Annotated in this window: 11 protein-coding genes; 5 read left to right on the top strand and 6 right to left on the bottom strand. The window is 72.4% G+C overall.

The genetic code is table 11. The features are described 5' to 3' along the window. Positions 1-323: 323 nt before the first annotated feature. The 5 genes from melC2 to AC0682_RS20380 form a co-directional block, all read right to left on the bottom strand. Positions 324-1,151, bottom strand: coding sequence for a tyrosinase MelC2 (melC2, locus tag AC0682_RS20360; RefSeq protein ID WP_478534375.1), 828 nt, complete (start codon positions 1,149-1,151; stop codon positions 324-326). A gap of 52 nt (positions 1,152-1,203) precedes the next feature. Beyond that, entirely contained in the window at positions 1,204-1,596 is a 393-nt protein-coding gene (gene melC1 / locus AC0682_RS20365; protein ID WP_478534376.1) for an apotyrosinase chaperone MelC1, read from the bottom strand. A gap of 345 nt (positions 1,597-1,941) precedes the next feature. Beyond that, a complete protein-coding gene (locus AC0682_RS20370) occupies positions 1,942-3,015 on the bottom strand; it encodes an ABC transporter ATP-binding protein (protein WP_478534377.1) in 1,074 nt (357 codons plus the stop codon). Continuing rightward, on the bottom strand, positions 3,012-4,619 hold the full coding sequence (locus tag AC0682_RS20375; protein ID WP_478534378.1) for an ABC transporter permease: 1,608 nt from the start codon (positions 4,617-4,619) through the stop codon (positions 3,012-3,014). The genes AC0682_RS20370 and AC0682_RS20375 overlap by 4 nt, the downstream gene beginning before the upstream one ends. 5 nt (positions 4,620-4,624) lie before the next feature. Next, positions 4,625-5,689, bottom strand: coding sequence for an iron ABC transporter substrate-binding protein (locus tag AC0682_RS20380; protein ID WP_478534379.1), 1,065 nt, complete (start codon positions 5,687-5,689; stop codon positions 4,625-4,627). Positions 5,690-7,257: 1,568 nt separating this feature from the next. On the opposite strand from AC0682_RS20380, the gene AC0682_RS20385 reads away from it, so the two are divergent. Beyond that, on the top strand, positions 7,258-8,268 hold the full coding sequence (locus AC0682_RS20385; RefSeq protein WP_478534380.1) for a hypothetical protein: 1,011 nt from the start codon (positions 7,258-7,260) through the stop codon (positions 8,266-8,268). On the opposite strand, the gene AC0682_RS20390 is transcribed toward AC0682_RS20385, so the two are convergent. Then, positions 8,239-9,981, bottom strand: coding sequence for a hypothetical protein (locus AC0682_RS20390; protein WP_478534381.1), 1,743 nt, complete (start codon positions 9,979-9,981; stop codon positions 8,239-8,241). The genes AC0682_RS20385 and AC0682_RS20390 overlap by 30 nt on opposite strands. Before the next feature lie 339 nt (positions 9,982-10,320). On the opposite strand from AC0682_RS20390, the gene AC0682_RS20395 reads away from it, so the two are divergent. The 4 genes from AC0682_RS20395 (at position 10,321) to AC0682_RS20410 (ending at position 14,881) form a co-directional block, all read left to right on the top strand. Next, positions 10,321-11,676 (top strand): lysine N(6)-hydroxylase/L-ornithine N(5)-oxygenase family protein, encoded by a 1,356-nt coding sequence (locus tag AC0682_RS20395; protein ID WP_478534383.1) that lies wholly within the window; start codon positions 10,321-10,323, stop codon positions 11,674-11,676. 102 nt (positions 11,677-11,778) lie between these two features. Then, positions 11,779-12,837: a FecCD family ABC transporter permease gene (locus AC0682_RS20400; protein WP_478534384.1), complete on the top strand. Its 1,059-nt coding sequence runs from the start codon at positions 11,779-11,781 to the stop codon at positions 12,835-12,837. Between the two features lie 11 nt (positions 12,838-12,848). Continuing rightward, positions 12,849-13,991, top strand: a complete 1,143-nt coding sequence (locus tag AC0682_RS20405; protein ID WP_478534413.1) for a FecCD family ABC transporter permease — start codon at positions 12,849-12,851, stop codon at positions 13,989-13,991. Between the two features lie 14 nt (positions 13,992-14,005). Further along, positions 14,006-14,881 carry an ABC transporter ATP-binding protein gene (locus AC0682_RS20410; protein WP_478534386.1) on the top strand — a complete coding sequence of 292 codons (876 nt, stop codon included), beginning with the start codon at positions 14,006-14,008 and terminating at the stop codon, positions 14,879-14,881. Positions 14,882-14,953 lie beyond the last annotated feature (72 nt).

The following is a 14,953-nucleotide window of genomic DNA, read 5'->3' on the forward strand; positions in this document are numbered from 1 at the left end:
TGGTCCACCACCGGTCCGGCGAGCGCATCACCTGGCGTGAGCGACGCTTCCTGTACCGCCTTTCCGGGGCCGCGAGCACCGCGGACGGTCTCGGGGAGGGCGGGCGCCACCAGGTCGGCCGCCCCGGCGCCGCCCGCCGGGGCCGCGGCGACGGAGCGGACCTGCTCATTGCCGGTCAGGACGACGACCTGCCTCGACCGGGGACGGACGGCGACCCCTGGCCGACGAGCACGACGCCGCGTCGGGGGCATGCCCGGTCGCCTCCGTACGGACCCCGGTGGCCGCCGCCGAACGGCCCTTTGCCCAGGGGGCCGTGTGCCCCGCTACACCATCGTGTCGTACGTGTAGTACCGGGTGTGATCCAGCATGTCGGCGGGTGTCACGTCGTTCCAGGGGCGCATGACGTCGTTCAGCCCCACGACGTTCCTGGTCCTCGCGGACGGCAGGTAGGTGGAGCGGGGGTGACGCGCCTGCCACTGTGCCCACAGCCGGTCGATGAACGCGTGGTGCATCCAGAACACCGGGTCGTTGGGCGAGGCGCCGGTGGCCATCTGGCCGCCCACCCATACGTGCACCCGGTTGTGGAGATTGACGCCGCGCCAGCCTTCGAGGTGGTTGCGGAAGCCGTCCGACGCGCTGTTCCAGGGCGCGGTGTCGTACGTGGGCATGGCGAGGACCGAGTCGACCTCCGAGCGGGTCGGCAGCTGCCCTGCGCCGGAGCCGAGGGCCCGGCGGAGGAAGCCGCGCCCGTCGACCGTCACCGTGACCGGCCATCCGCCGCCGCTCACGGCGAACGGCCCCTCCGTGACCTGCCCGTCCCTGGCACGGCCGGTGCCGCCGAGGAAGTCCGGCGCCCACAGGGAGGACGCGACGGTGCGGTCCACCGTCCAGTCCCAGTAGGGCAGGGCGACGGCGGGGTCGATCTCCTGGAGCGCCTGCTCGAACTGTATGAGGAATCTGCGGTGCCAGGGCAGGAAGGAGGGCGACCGGTGGCCCACCCGGTCACCGTTGTCGGTGTCGCTCATGATGAAGGCGTTGTGCGTGGTGACGAACGAGTCGTAGCGGCCGGTGCGCTTGAGCTCCAGGACAGCGTCGACGAAGGCGCGCTTCTCGGCGGCGGTCAGGCTCGCCTGGTTCTTGCGTACGGTCATGAGGGTGCTCCCCGGTTTCAGGAAAGGGTTCGGCGGAATCGCGTGGACGGAGTCATGCCAGGGGGACGAGTCGGGCGCCCTGGAGCTCGATCACGGCGGCCCGGGCGACCGCGCGTGGGGTCGTGAACGTCTCGTAGTGGTTGATGACGCTGACCCACGTGGTGTCCGCGTTCCGCATCACATGCAGTTCCTCGCCGTCGATCCGCACGGTGTAGCCGCCGTGGTGCCCGTCGGTGTGCGACGGGGCGCCCTCGATGCGGCGCCCCCGGAAGGTCTCGCTGAAGGGCTGCGGGCCGTCATGCGCCGTGTGCCCCTCGGGGTGTGTACGGCCGGTGGCCCGAGGGCCGGACGTGGCGCCGGCCGTCTGCGCGAGGCCGGCCAGGCCGAGGGCGGTCAGAGCGGTCGCGGCGGCCCCGAGGGCATGGCGACGGGTGAGTTGAGGCATGGGAAAGTCCCCCCAAGTGCGGCAGTGGCATGGGGGAGTTCGAGAACGGCTGCCCCCGAACTCCCCTTGAGTGATGGCGCGTCACCGGCCGTGCCCTCGACTCGGTCAGGGTCGGCACGTCCGGTGGGCCGTGTTGTCATATGCCTATAGCCATATGCGCGGGAGGGTGTAGTCGCGGCCGCCCGGTTCACCGCCATACGGACAGGGTGAAGTGGACCGTGCGGACTTCAACGAAGTTGATCTTTCTGTTCGGTCGACAGAACGGGATCGCATCGGGAATTTCTGCGCATCGCACGTCGATTTCGTGAAGATCTTCCCGTCAAACGCCGAAGGGTGTGGCCTCGCTCACGGCCCGAAGCTGTCCAAAACGGGTCGGTGCTCTCCCGGTCCGTGGAGGGTGGCCGTGCCCGTGACGACGATCCCGACCGGGTCGCCGGGGCGCCGGTCCACCGGACCGGTGGCGCGCACCTGCACCGGGGCGTCCACCCCCGGCACGCTGACGCTCACCAGCGTGTCGGCCCCGTGGAACGAGACCTCCGCCACCGTGGCCCGCGCCGCACCGGCCGACGGGGCGGTGAGAGCGAGCTGTTCGGGCCGCAGCACGACCGTTCCGCGGCCCCCGTCGGCCGGGACATCCAGGGGCACGGGGCCGAGGGCGGTCCGTGCCGTGGTGCCCTCCGCGGTGCCGGGCAGCAGCACGGCACCGCCGACGAAGCCGGCCACCCACGGGTCGGCCGGCCTGCGGTACACCTCCTCCGGCGTCCCGCACTGGGCGACCCGGCCCGACCGGACGACCGCGACCAGGTCCGCGGTCGACAGCGCCTCCTGCTGGTCGTGGGTGACCAGGACGCCGGTGGCCCCGCTCGCCCGGAGCGCGGCCCGGACATCGGCCCGCACCCCGGCACGCAGAGCGCTGTCGAGCGCGTTGAACGGCTCGTCCAGCAGCACCAGGGCGGGCGCCGGGGCCAGCGCACGGGCCAGGGAGACGCGTTGCTGCTGGCCGCCCGAGAGCTCGTGGGGCATCCGGGGGCCGTAGCCGGGCAGGCCGACGAGTTCGAGCATCTCCTCGGTGCGACGACGGCGCTCGGCGCGCGGCCGGTCCGTCAGCCCGAAGGCCACGTTGCGGGCGACGTCCAGGTGCGGGAAGAGCGCTCCCTCCTGCGGGACGATCCCGATCCTGCGCTGCTCCGGCGGGAGATGGACGCCGGGGCCGGTGAGGGCACGCCCGCCGAGCGTGACCGAACCCGCCTCCGGCCGCAGGAAGCCTGCCACGATCCGCAGCATCGTGGTCTTGCCGCAGCCGGAGGGGCCCAGCACCGCGGCCAGTCGTCCACCGGGAACGGTGAGGTCCAGCCCCTCCAGGACCCGGACCCCGGGGGCGTAGGACCGGGTCAGGCCGGTGATGTGCAGGTCACTCATGTGCGGTGCCTTCCGAGGAGGTACGCGGGAACGGCGGCGATCAGGACGAGAACGGCCGCATAGGGGGCCGCCGCCGCGTACGAGGCGGTGCCGGTCTCGGTCCACAGCCGGGTGGCCAGGGTGTCCATGCCCGTGGGGCGCAGGAGCAGGGTGGCGGGGAGCTCCTTCATGCAGACGACGAAGGTGAGCGCGGCCCCCGCGGCGATGCCGGGCGCGGCGAGCGGCACGGTGACCTCGCGCAGGACCCGTACCGGCCCCCGCCCCAGCGAGCGGGCCACGTCCTCCAGCACCGGCGGCGACTGGAGCACCGCCGCCCGGGTCGCGCCGACGGCCACCGGGAGGAAGAGCACCGCGTAGGCGATCAGCAGCAACGGCAGCTCCTGGTACAGCGGATAGGCGTAGCGCACCGCGAGGAAGACCATGGCGAGGGCGACGGTGATACCGGGCACGGCGTGCCCCGCGTACGCCGCCTGCTCCAGGAAGTGCACGACGCGCCCCCGGTGCCGGGCGGCGAGCACCCCGACGGGCAGGGCGAGGACGGTGGTCAGCAGCGCGCCGAGGGCGGCCACCAGCAGGGTCGTCGTCCCGGTCTCCAGCAGCCGGGCGGGTTCCCAGGTGGCGGAACTGCCCACGGCCAGCCAGTACACCAGGGTGCCGAGCGGGAAGACCACCCCGGCCGCGGCGACGGCGGAACACCAGGCCAGGGCGGGCAGCCGCAGCCGGCCGAGGGGCGCGGTCACCGTCGGCCGTGCCGTTCCGGAGCCGGTCCGAGCCGACCCGGCGCGGCCGCGCGTACGGGATTCGGCGGCGACCAGCAGCACGGTCATCAGGACCAGGACGACCCCCAGCGCGGCGGCCGGGGTGCGGTCGAAGCTCGCTTTGTACGAGGTGTGGACGGCCAGCGTGAACGTCTCGTACCGCATGATCGACACGGCCCCGAAGTCGGAGAGGACGTAGAGGGCGACCAGCAGTCCGCCGCCCGCCGCCGCGGGCCGCAGCTGGGGGAGCGTCACGCGCCGGAACGTCTGCCAGGGGCCGTGTCCGAGCGAGCGTGCCGCCTCTTCCTGGGCGGGGTCGATCCCGCGCAGCGCCGCCGCGACCGGGAGGTAGACGTACGGGTAGCTGACCAGGGTCAGCACGAGCGCCGCGCCGCCGAACCCGGCGAGGTCCGGGCGCGCGGAGACCCAGGCGAAGGCCGCGACGTAACTGGGCACCGCGAGCGGCAGCGTGGCGAGCACCGACCAGGTGCGGGCGGCGGGCAGGGCGGTGCGAGTGGTGAGCCAGGCGAGGGAGACGCCGAGCACGAGGGAGGCGACGACGACCACGAGGGCCAGGCCCACGCTGTGGGCGAGGAGCTGGCCGGTACGGCCGGTGGCCACGACCCCCCAGGCGAAGGCGGGCCCGCGCTCCAGGGCCCGTACGCCCAGATAGATCAGCGGGAGCAGGGCCAGGGCGGCGGCGAGGGAGGCGAAGAGGATCAGGACGAGAGGCGGCCTCCGCCCGGCACGCCCGCGCCCGGACGCCGCAGGTGCGGCGTCCGGGCGGGTGGCGGTGCGGGCGGGCGCCGGCGGGGCCTTGGGGCCCCGGCTACCCGGGTCGTTCATACGGGTCAGACCATCCCGGCTTCCCGGAGCATCTCCAGCGTCACTTCGAGCGACTCCAGCTTGCCGAGGTCGATCTCGGGCACACCGAGGGTGTCGAGTTCGGGGAGCTCGTCCTTGCTGGTGACACCGGCGGCCAGCGGGTACTCGTGGGTCTTGTCGGCGAAGTAGGTCTGGGCCTCCTCGGCGAGGAGGAAGTCGACGGCCTTCTGCGCGGCGGGCTTCTGGTCGTTGCCCTTGAGGACGGCGGCGCCCGCGACGTTGACGAGCGCGCCCGGGTCGCCCTTCTTGGGGAAGCTCAGCGCGGCCTTGAGCTTGTCCGCGCCTTCCTCGGCCGCCTTCTCGTACCAGTAGTAGTGGTTGATGAGGCCGAGTTCGGCCTTGCCGTCGTTGACCGCGGTGAGGACGGCGCCGTTCTTCTCGTACACCTGGGGCTCGTTGGCCTTGAAGTCCTTGAGCCAGGTACGGGTGGCGTCGTCGCCCTCCAGGACGCGCATGCCGGTGACGAACGCCTGGAACGAGGCGTTGGTCGGGGCGTAGCCGACCTTGCCCTTCCACTCCGGCTTGGTGAGGTCCTTCACGCTCTTGGGCGCCTCGGCCACCTTGTCGCTGTTGTACGCGATCACGCGGGCCCGGCCCGAGACGCCCACCCAGCTGCCGTCCTCGGCGCGGTACCTCTTGTCGACCCGGTCGAGGGTCCCCTGCGGCAGGGCGTCGAGCCGGCCCGCCTTGGCCAGGGCCCCGAGGGCACCGGCGTCCTGGGAGAAGAAGATGTCCGCCTTGGTCCGGTCTCCCTCCTCCAGAAGCTGGGCGGCGAGTTCGGCGCTGTCGCCGTAGCGGACCTCGACCTTGGTGCCGGTCGCCTTCTCCAGCCGCTCCAGCAGCGGGGCGACGAGTTGCTCGTTGCGTCCGGAGTAGATGACCAGCGGTCCGGTCGCCTTCTCCTGGGCGGCTGTGCCGGACGTGCCGCCGTCCTTGGCGCCCTTGTCGTCGGAACCGCAGGCAGCGGCGAGCGGCACGAGGAGGGCGACCGCGGCCAGAGCGGAGATACGACGGAAGGTGGTGCGTCTCATGGCAAAGCCTTTCTCAACGAACGGTCACATGTATCTAAGGTTTGCCTAACCTAAGGGTCAACTCCTGGAGTCATTCCGAGACCTAAACGGGATCAAAAGGCATCCCGGAACGCGGAAGGAGGAGGGCGGAAACGGGACGTACCGCCCACCGGTGGAGTGGAGGGCGGCGCTCCGCTGCCGACCGCTTCCGCGGGCCGAAACGAGCCCCCTCCGCGCGGCCGCAGCGATACAGTCCGGCCAAGGCCGGATCGGGGACCATCAGGGGGAGGGGCCGACGTGCTGGAGGTCGTGGCGCTCAGCGCGCTCACCGCGTTTCTCACCGCGGCGGGGAACGGCGCAGCCGGTGAGATGGGCAAGCAACTGCTCCTGTCGACGGGCGCGCTCGTGGGCCGGACCCTGGGGCGGGAGACCCCGCTGCCGACCGGCCCCGACGGGCTGGAGGCCCTGGCGGGACAGGTGTACGCGCGGATCGGCGACGACCCCCGGCGCGCCGCCGAATGGGCGTCCCTCGTACAAAGCGTCCCGCGGCGGGAGCCGGTCGGGCTCGCCCCCGGCACCCTGCCGCCCGCTCCCCGCAGCTTCACCGACCGCGAACGCGCCGTCAGGCGGCTCAAGCGCGAGGCGACCCGGCCCGCCGCGGGGCGGCCGCGGTGCGCCCAGCTCTCGGGGCCGCCGGGCATCGGGACCACCGCCGTCGCCCTCCACGCGGGCGCGGTGCTCCACCCCCGCTTCCCCGACGGGCGGTTCTACGTGGACCTCCGCGACGCCGCAGGCGAGAGAGGGCCGGAGCCGGCCGCCGTCCTCCACCGCCTCCTGCGGGAGATGGGCGTCGAGCACAGCCGCATGCCCCCGACGGAATCGGCCAGGGAAGACCTCTACCGGCGGCTCACCGCCGGACGGCGCGTCCTGGTGGTGATCGACCACGCGTCCTCGGTCGCCCAGGTCCGCGGCCTCGTCCCGTCCAGCCCGGACGTCTTCCTGCTCGTCGTGGTCTCCGGCAGGCCCTTCGCCCTGGACGCGCTCCCGGTCCCGGTCCCGCCGATGAGCGACCGCCACGCGCTGAAGATGCTGCGGAAGGTGGCCGGCCGCGAGCGGATCGCGCGGGTCAAGGACCAGCTGCCGGCCCTGTTGACCCGATGCGCCGGAAACGCGTTCGCCCTCAGGGCCGCCGCGCTCCGCCTGGTGGCCGAGGGAGTCTTCCCCGCCGATCCCACGACCGGTCCGACCGCCACCGCGACGGCCGATCCGGCGGCAGGACGACCGGGAGGCCATCCGGTACGTGAGACGACGCGCGGTGCCTGTGCGGGGCTCGCGCCGGAGACGGCACGGCTCTGCCGGCTGACGGCCCTGGGCGGCTGGCCGTCGATCGACGCCCACCTCGCTGCCGGAGGCCGAGGGGACGGGAGCGGCAGCGAGACCCACCATCCCTTCCCGCCCCGGGCGGCACCATCCTCAAGCACGGCCCCCCGCCCGCCCCCCCCCCTCCCCCTCCCCCCCCCCCCCCCCCCCCCCCCCCCCCCCCCCCCCCCCCCCCCCCCCCCCCCCCCCCCCCCCCCCCCCCAGCCCGGATGCTCGCCGAAGCGGTGGACGCCCAGCTGCTGGAACCGCTCCCGGACGGCCGCCACCGCTTCCGCCCCGAGGTCCGCCGCTGCCTGGCGGACACCGCCGGTCCGGAACACGGCATCGCCGAGTGCTCCGCGGCCGTGAAGCGCGTTCTCGACGCCCTGCTGAACCAGGTGCTGCACGCGGCGCACGCCGCGCTGCCGCAGAGCTGGCGCACCGAGCCGGCGCCGGAGAGCGGAACGGCCTGCCGCGACGAGGCGGAAGGGGTCGCCGTGCTCGCGGCAGAGGCGCGCAACGTCGTCAGGGCCGTCCTGGTGGCCGAGGAGTACGGGCACATCGACACCGCGCTGCGGCTGGCCCGGGCCCTGTGGCCGCTCCAGCTGAAGGCCGGGTACTGGGACGAGGTACTGCCCGCCCTGCGGTCCGCCGCCCGGTCCGCCGACGAGCACCGGCCCGACTCCCGTATGGCCGGCGCGTTGCACTTCCAGCTCGCCCACTGCCTGGGCGAGCTGGGGCGCGAGGAGGAGGCGGACCGGGCGGCCGGCGCCGCGGTGGCCTGCGAGCGGGCCGCGGGCCACATCCGAGGAGAGGCCTCCTCCGTCGAACTGCAGGGCTTGCTGAGCATGGGGCGCTGGTCGTACGAGGCCGCCCACGAGCGGTTCACCGAGGCTGAGTCCATCTATCGGGGGATCACTTCCGGCCAGGATGGGGAGGTCGACCTGCCCCGCGCTCTCGCCCTGGTCCGGCGGCACCAGGGGCGTGCCCTGCGCGGCATGGGGCGGACCGGCGAGGCGCGGGCCCTGCTGGAGGCCGCCACCGCCTTCTTCGAGGAACAGGGGGAGGCGTACAACCAGGCGCGCTCTCTCACCGACCTCGCCGAGGCGCTCCACGAAGCGGGCGAGAACGCCCAGGCGCTCGCGAAGATCGCCCTGGCGGAGCGGCTGCTCACCCCGGCCGCGGTCCCGCACCGGATGTATCTGGCCGCCCTACGGCTGCGCTGCGAGGCCGTCGCGTAGAGCCTCCACCCGCATCGGATGCACCTGCTCGGCCGTGTGCATCCGCAGGGTGGTGCCCCCGGGCGGCACCCTTCCGCCGTTCACCAGCCACGCGTGGAACGCCGAGGCGTATGCGGCCGGGTCGGCGTCCGCCCCCGGGTCGGCGGCCAGCCGGAACAGGCCGTGCCCCCTGGCACGCACGGTGCAGACGTCCGGCCCGCACACATACGCGGCGGCCGAGCAGTGCGGATGCCTGCGCAGTACGTCCGCCGTCCAGCGCGCCGGGCCGCCCAGGCGCGGGTCGTCCGGTGCCCCGTCGCGGACGATGACGTCGGCCGACTCCAGGTCGCCGGGGTCGCGGGTCTCCTCGTGCACCGCGAGGTGCGCGGCGCCGCCCACCCCGTACGGCTGCTCCGTCGACCGCTCCACCACCACATCGCGGCCCTGGACCCGGGTGAGCACCCGCAGGGGGTGCGTCCGCCGGGGAGGGGTGTACGGCGGCAGCGGCAGCGGTTCGAGCAGCGCGGGGGCGGTGGGTTCGGGCAGCTCCATCAGCCGGTAGAAGTGGCGGCGCAGCAGGGCCGCCGAGGATCCCGGGGCCGAGGTGACGAACGCGGCGGGCCCGGCGGGCGGGGGGTGGCCGGTCAGCAGCTTCTCCAGCTGCTCCCGCAGGGGGCTGTGGACATCGAGCCGCGGTGCTTGCCGTACGAACGCCGCCAGGGGGGTGTCGGGGTCGAGCCTGTCCTGATGGCCGGTGGCCAGGAGTACGGGGGTCCCGAGCGCCGCCGCGTAGTAGGAGACGGCCCCGAAGTCCCCGAGCACCAGGTCCGCGGCCAGGACGGCCTGCCGCCACGCGTGTACGGGGTCGATCAGGGACAGCCCGCTGCGCCGGGCCCGGTCCAGCCAGGCCCGGATCTGTCCCGGTCCGTGCCCGTGCCAGATGTTGGGGTGGAGCACGGCGGCGAGGCGGTAGCCGTCGGCGGGCAGCTCGGCGGCGAGCCTGGGGAGGAGAGCGGGGAGGATGTCCTGCCCACCGCCGTCACCGAAGAACCCCTCCGGATTCCAGGTCGAGTTCAGGACGACGAGACGCTGGCCCCGTCGTACGCCCAGGGCGCGCCGGAACCGGTCCCGGTAGGGGCGGGCGGCCAGCATCCGGTCGAAGCAGGGGTCCCCGGCGAGCACGGCCGCCGCCACGGCCTCGGGGCAGACCAGGCGCAACCGGGCCAGCTGCTCGGGATGGGAGAGCACCAGGCCGTCCACGAACGGTCTGCCGTCGCTGAGCAGCCACTCCGCCGACAGCCCGAAGGTCGGCTCCCGGCTCCCGGCTCCCGGCTCCCGGCTCCCGGCTCCCGGCCTCGCCATCTTCTTAGTGTATCCGACACCATGCGACAGAATGGCCAACTTGCCTTGAATGCGGTCGAGTTGACCACCGAAGCTGGCGGAGATCGCGAGATCCACCGGGGTCGACAGCGCCTGTTCCCAGGGCAGTACGGGCAGGCCCGCGTCGGTGAAGAGTTCGCGGACACCGCCCTGGAAGGGGGAGGAGCCCGTCGACGTGACCAGGAGCTGAACCCGGAAGTCGTCGTGGAACAGCGGGAGGACGTCCAGCAACCGCCCGGCCGACGTGACGTTGTGCACCACCAGCAGCACCGTGCGGGGCGACGACCGGCTCGTCCAGCGCTCGGCGCCCTCTCCGACCGGCACGCGAATCGGCTGGTGTCCGGTCGGCCCCATGCGTCACTTCCTGAACGGGCGTGGTGTCATCGCGGTAACTCTAGCCGGGCGACGGCCCTCTCCCTCCTCGAACTGCCCGCGCCTTTCAGGGGGGCCCACCCGCCCCGCCACCGTACTGTCACGCAAGGTGATCGTTTGGCCACCGCCTTCCGTAAGGGGGCTGATGTGCGGGCCAATTGATGAAGCGTCAGTTGGTTGGTGTCCCCTTTGCCCTATCGACAGCCGCGAATTGATTAGCTTAGGCTCACCTAAGTCGAGCTGGGTCGCTCTGTCGGCGTGCCCGTCTCGCCCACCTTCCCCGGCGCCTGACAGGCGGCTTTCCCGCACGATGGGAGTGACATGTCACAGGTTCATCCTGGCGACGCACCACCGGTCCACGACCTCATCGGAATCGGCTTCGGCCCCTCCAATGTGGCCATGGCGATCGCGCTCAGAGAGCACAACACACGCGTCGGCGGGCAGGAGCCGGTCACCGCCCGCTTCTTCGAGCAGCAGCCGGAGTTCGGCTGGCACCGCGGCATGCTGATCGACGACGCGACCATGCAAGTGTCGTTCCTCAAGGATCTGGTGACACTCCGCAACCCGGCCAGTGAGTTCAGCTTCCTCTGCTATCTCCAGAGCAAGGACCGGTTGATCGACTTCATCAACCACAAGAACCTCTTCCCGTTGCGCGTGGAGTTCCACGACTACTTCGAGTGGGCCGCGGCCAAGGTCGACGACCTGGTCTCCTACGGACACGAGGTCGTCTCCGTGACGCCCTTACTCCGTGACGGCACCGTGGAGTACCTGGACGTGACCGTCCGGTCGGGCGGCGGCCTGGAAGTCCACCGGACCCGCAACCTCGTCATCGGCACCGGACTGCGCCCGCTCCTGCCCGAAGGCGTACGGCGCGGCGACCGCGTCTGGCACAACTGCGACCTGCTGCGCAACGTCGAAGCGCTTGAGGGTACTTCGCCCTCACGGTTCGTCGTCGTGGGAGCCGGCCAGAGCGCCGCCGAGAACGTCGCCTACCTGCACCGCCGCTTCCCCGAAGCCGAGGTCTGCGCGGTCTTCTCCCGTTACGGCTACAGCCCGGCCGATGACAGCAGCTTCGCCAACCGGATCTTCGATCCCGGGGCGGTCGACGACTACTTCGCCGCGCCCGCCAGCGTCAAGAGTCAGCTCATGGCCTATCACGGAAACACCAACTACTCCGTGGTGGACATCGACTTGATCGACGACCTCTACCGGGAGATGTACCGGGAGAAGGTCCTCGGCACCGAACGGCTGCGCTTCCTCAACGTGTCCCGGGTCACCGATGTCGAGGAGCGGCCCGACGGGGTCCGTACGACGGTGAAGTCCCTGGTCACCGGTGAGGAGACCCCCCTGGACGCCGACATCGTCGTCTTCGCCACCGGCTACAGCCCCGCCGACCCGCTCGGCCTCCTCGGCGAGGTCGCGGACCGCTGCCTGCTCGACGACGAGGGCCGCGTCCAGGTGGAGCGTGACTATCGCATCGCCACCGACCCCGCCCTGACCTGTGGGATCTATCTCCAGGGCGGTACGGAGCACACGCACGGCATCACCACGTCCCTGCTGTCCAACACCGCGATACGCGTCGGTGAGATCCTGGACTCCCTCCTCGACCGGAGCGTCAAGTCCAGCTCCGACGAGGCCCGGCCCGTCCCGGACGGCGCGGGCGGCGCCCTCGGCTAGCAGCCGAACAGGGCGCACCCGGCCCCGGGTGCGCCCCTGGCCGGTCATGCGTTCCGGCGGGATCGACGGGGAAGACGATCGACAGGGATAACGTACGTCCATATGAGCACGACTGCAGTCGAGCGCCCCGTGACCAGGGGTGCAACGGAGGTCCGCCGGGGGCGGGTTGTGGGGTTGGGCACGCTGACGGTGGTCCTCGCGGTCGTCGCGGCCCTCTCGTTGGCCGTGGGTGCCCGCGCGCTCAGCCCGGCAGAGGTCTGGCACGGGCTGTTCGCGGCGGCCGACCCCGATCAGCGGCTCACCGAGATCAGGCTCATCGTGCAGACGGTACGGGTGCCCCGCACGGTCCTCGCCGTCGTGGCGGGCATCGCCCTGGGCGTCGGAGGGGCGCTGATCCAGGGGTACACCCGCAACCCCATCGCCGACACCGGGCTGTTGGGCGTGAACACCGGGGCCTCCTTCGCCGTGGTGACGGCGATCGCCGTGTTCGGGTTCACCAACCCCTTCCAGTACGTCTGGTTCGCCTTCGCGGGGGCGGCTCTCGCCGGAGTCGTCGTCTTCGGGCTGGCCAGCATCGGCAGAGGGGCGGGCAACCCGCTGACGCTCGCCCTGGCCGGGCAGGGTGTCACCGTCTTCCTCATGGCGATGACCACCGCGGTGGCACTCACCGACCAGAAGTCGCTGAACGCGCTGCGGTTCTGGAACGCGGGCTCCGTGGTCGGGGTGGGGTTCGACGTGATCTGGCCGGTGACCGGGTTCATCGCCCTCGGCCTCGTCCTGGCACTGTCCACGCTGCCCTCCCTCAACCTGCTCAACCTCGGCGACGACGTGGCGCGCGGCCTGGGCGTGAACATCGTGCTGAGCCGCGCCGTCGGCATCGTCGCCGTCACCCTGCTGGCGGGCGCGGCCACGGCGGCGTGCGGGCCCATCGCCTTCCTCGGACTGATGGTCGCCCATGTGGCCCGGTATCTGACCGGCCCCGACTACCGCTGGCTGGTGCCGTACGCGGGGCTGCTCGGCGCCGTCGTCCTGCTGGTCTGCGACATCGTGGGGCGCCTGGTGGTGCGCCCCGGTGAGCTGGAGCCCGGAGTCGTGGTCGCCCTTCTCGGCGCCCCCTTCTTCGCGGTTCTCGTCTGGCGAGGAAAGTTCAAGAGCGCATGAGCGGAACAGACATGAGCAGGGCGGACATGAGCAAGGCGGAGACGAGGCCCGCGCTGGCGGCGGGTGTGCGGCTCGGGCAGGTGTCCTTCGTCTGGCGGCCCTGGCTCGTCCTGGTCACCCTGGTGCTGGCCGGTTCCGCGTTCCTGGTGTTCTGCCTCTCCATCGCCGTCGGCGACTTCCCCATCGGTCTGTCACGCGTGGTCGCCACCCTGGCCGGCCGGGGTGAACAGGTCGACGAGTTCGTGGTGATGGACCTGCGGATGCCGCGTGCCCTGGCCGGTCTGGTCGTGGGCATCGCCCTGGGGGTGTCCGGGGCCATCACCCAGTCCGTCGCCCGCAACCCGCTCGCCAGCCCCGACATCCTCGGGATCACCAGCGGGGCCGGTACGGTGGCGGTCTTCCTGGTGACGGTGTCGGGCGGGGCCGCCGCAGCGGTCGTCGGCTCGGTGGGGATGTCGGCGGCGGCGCTCCTGGGCGGCCTCGGCACCGGGCTGCTGGTCTACTTCCTCGCGTGGCGGCGCGGGATCGACGGCTTCCGGCTCATCCTCATCGGGATCTCGGTGAGCGCCGTGATGCAGGCGCTCACGACCTGGCTGCTGGTGTCGGCCGACATCCGGGACGTCGCCCGGGCGCAGGTGTGGCTGGTCGGCTCGCTGGACGGCCGGTCCTGGAGCGAGGTCCAGGTGGCGTCCTGGGGCTTGCTGGCCCTGCTCCTGGTGGTGGCCGCCGCCGCGTTCCCGTTCAAGCCCATGCACCTGGGAGACGACGTGGCCGCCGGTCTCGGCGTCCGTCACACCAGGGTGCGGGCGGTCCTCCTGCTCTGCGCGGTGCTGCTGGCCGCCGTCGCGGTGAGCGCGGCGGGGCCCGTACCGTTCGTCGCGCTGGTGGCGCCCCAGGTGGCGATGCGGCTGGCCCGGTTCCCGACACCGCCGCTGGTGGCGTCCGGCCTGCTGGGAGCGGTGCTGCTGATCGGATCGGACCTCGTCGCGCGGACGGCGCTGCCGGTGACCCTGCCGGTGGGGGTCGTCACCGCCGCGATCGGAGGTCCGTTCCTCGTCTATCTGCTGGTCCGGGCCAACCTCCGTCAGCACAGGGGCCTCCCCGCCGTACGGAGACGAACTCCCGCCGGAGGCACTAAGGTTAGGCGAGCCTAAACCAAGGGGGGCTTGTGGCAACGCAGTTCATCACCGAGAAGCGGACCGGGGCCGAGGGGGATGCGCGGCTGGCCGCGAGAGGCGTCACCGTCGGCTACGGCGGACGAGCGGTGATCGACGATCTCGACGTGGAGATCCCGCCGGGTGTGGTCACCACCATCATCGGCCCCAACGGCTGTGGGAAGTCGACCCTGTTGCGCACTCTGACCCGGCTGCTCAAGCCCGCCGACGGGACGGTCGTACTGGACGGCGAGGACATCGCGAAACTCCGCACCCGGGACGTGGCGAAGAGGCTCGGCCTGCTGCCGCAGGCGCCCGTGGCGCCCGAGGGGCTCACTGTGGGGGACCTGGTCGCGCGGGGCCGCCATCCGCACCAGAGCTGGCTGCGCCAGTGGTCGTCGGACGACGCCGGGGTGGTGGAGCGGGCGCTGACCATGACCGGCGTGGCCGACCTGGCCGACCGCCCGGTCGACTCGCTCTCCGGCGGCCAGCGCCAGCGCGTCTGGATCTCCATGACCCTGGCCCAGGGCACCGACCTGCTGCTGCTGGACGAGCCGACCACCTACCTGGACCTCGCCCACGCCATCGACGTGCTCGATCTGGTCGACGATCTGCACGAGTCGGGGTGCACCGTGGTGATGGTCCTGCACGACCTCAACCTCGCCACCCGCTACAGCGACAACCTCGTCGTGATGCGGTCGGGCCGGATCCTGGCGCAGGGGCACCCGCGCGACGTGATCACTGCCGAGCTGCTGCACGAGGCCTTCGGGCTGCAGGCCGCGGTGATCGACGACCCGGTGGGCGACCGGCCGCTCATCGTCCCGATCGGACGTACGCACGTACGGGTCGAACCGGTGGTCGACGGGCCGGTGGGGCGGGCCCGCGGCTGAGGGATGTGACTGTTCGACCCGGCCTGACTCGGACGAGGGAAAGTTTCAAGTAAGGCTAGGCTAGCCTCACTT

This window comes from Streptomyces sp. NPDC043746 (assembly GCF_056436485.1).

Bases quoted from the DNA above. Each gene is read 5' to 3' on its own strand.
- melC2 (WP_478534375.1), bottom strand. From the start codon at position 1,151: ATGACCGTACGCAAGAACCAGGCGAGCCTGACCGCCGCCGAGAAGCGC.
- melC1 (WP_478534376.1), bottom strand. From the start codon at position 1,596: ATGCCTCAACTCACCCGTCGCCATGCCCTCGGGGCCGCCGCGACCGCT.
- AC0682_RS20370 (WP_478534377.1), bottom strand. From the start codon at position 3,015: ATGAGTGACCTGCACATCACCGGCCTGACCCGGTCCTACGCCCCCGGG.
- AC0682_RS20375 (WP_478534378.1), bottom strand. From the start codon at position 4,619: ATGAACGACCCGGGTAGCCGGGGCCCCAAGGCCCCGCCGGCGCCCGCC.
- AC0682_RS20380 (WP_478534379.1), bottom strand. From the start codon at position 5,689: ATGAGACGCACCACCTTCCGTCGTATCTCCGCTCTGGCCGCGGTCGCC.
- AC0682_RS20385 (WP_478534380.1), top strand. From the start codon at position 7,258: ATGCTCGCCGAAGCGGTGGACGCCCAGCTGCTGGAACCGCTCCCGGAC.
- AC0682_RS20390 (WP_478534381.1), bottom strand. From the start codon at position 9,981: ATGGGGCCGACCGGACACCAGCCGATTCGCGTGCCGGTCGGAGAGGGC.
- AC0682_RS20395 (WP_478534383.1), top strand. From the start codon at position 10,321: ATGTCACAGGTTCATCCTGGCGACGCACCACCGGTCCACGACCTCATC.
- AC0682_RS20400 (WP_478534384.1), top strand. From the start codon at position 11,779: ATGAGCACGACTGCAGTCGAGCGCCCCGTGACCAGGGGTGCAACGGAG.
- AC0682_RS20405 (WP_478534413.1), top strand. From the start codon at position 12,849: ATGAGCAGGGCGGACATGAGCAAGGCGGAGACGAGGCCCGCGCTGGCG.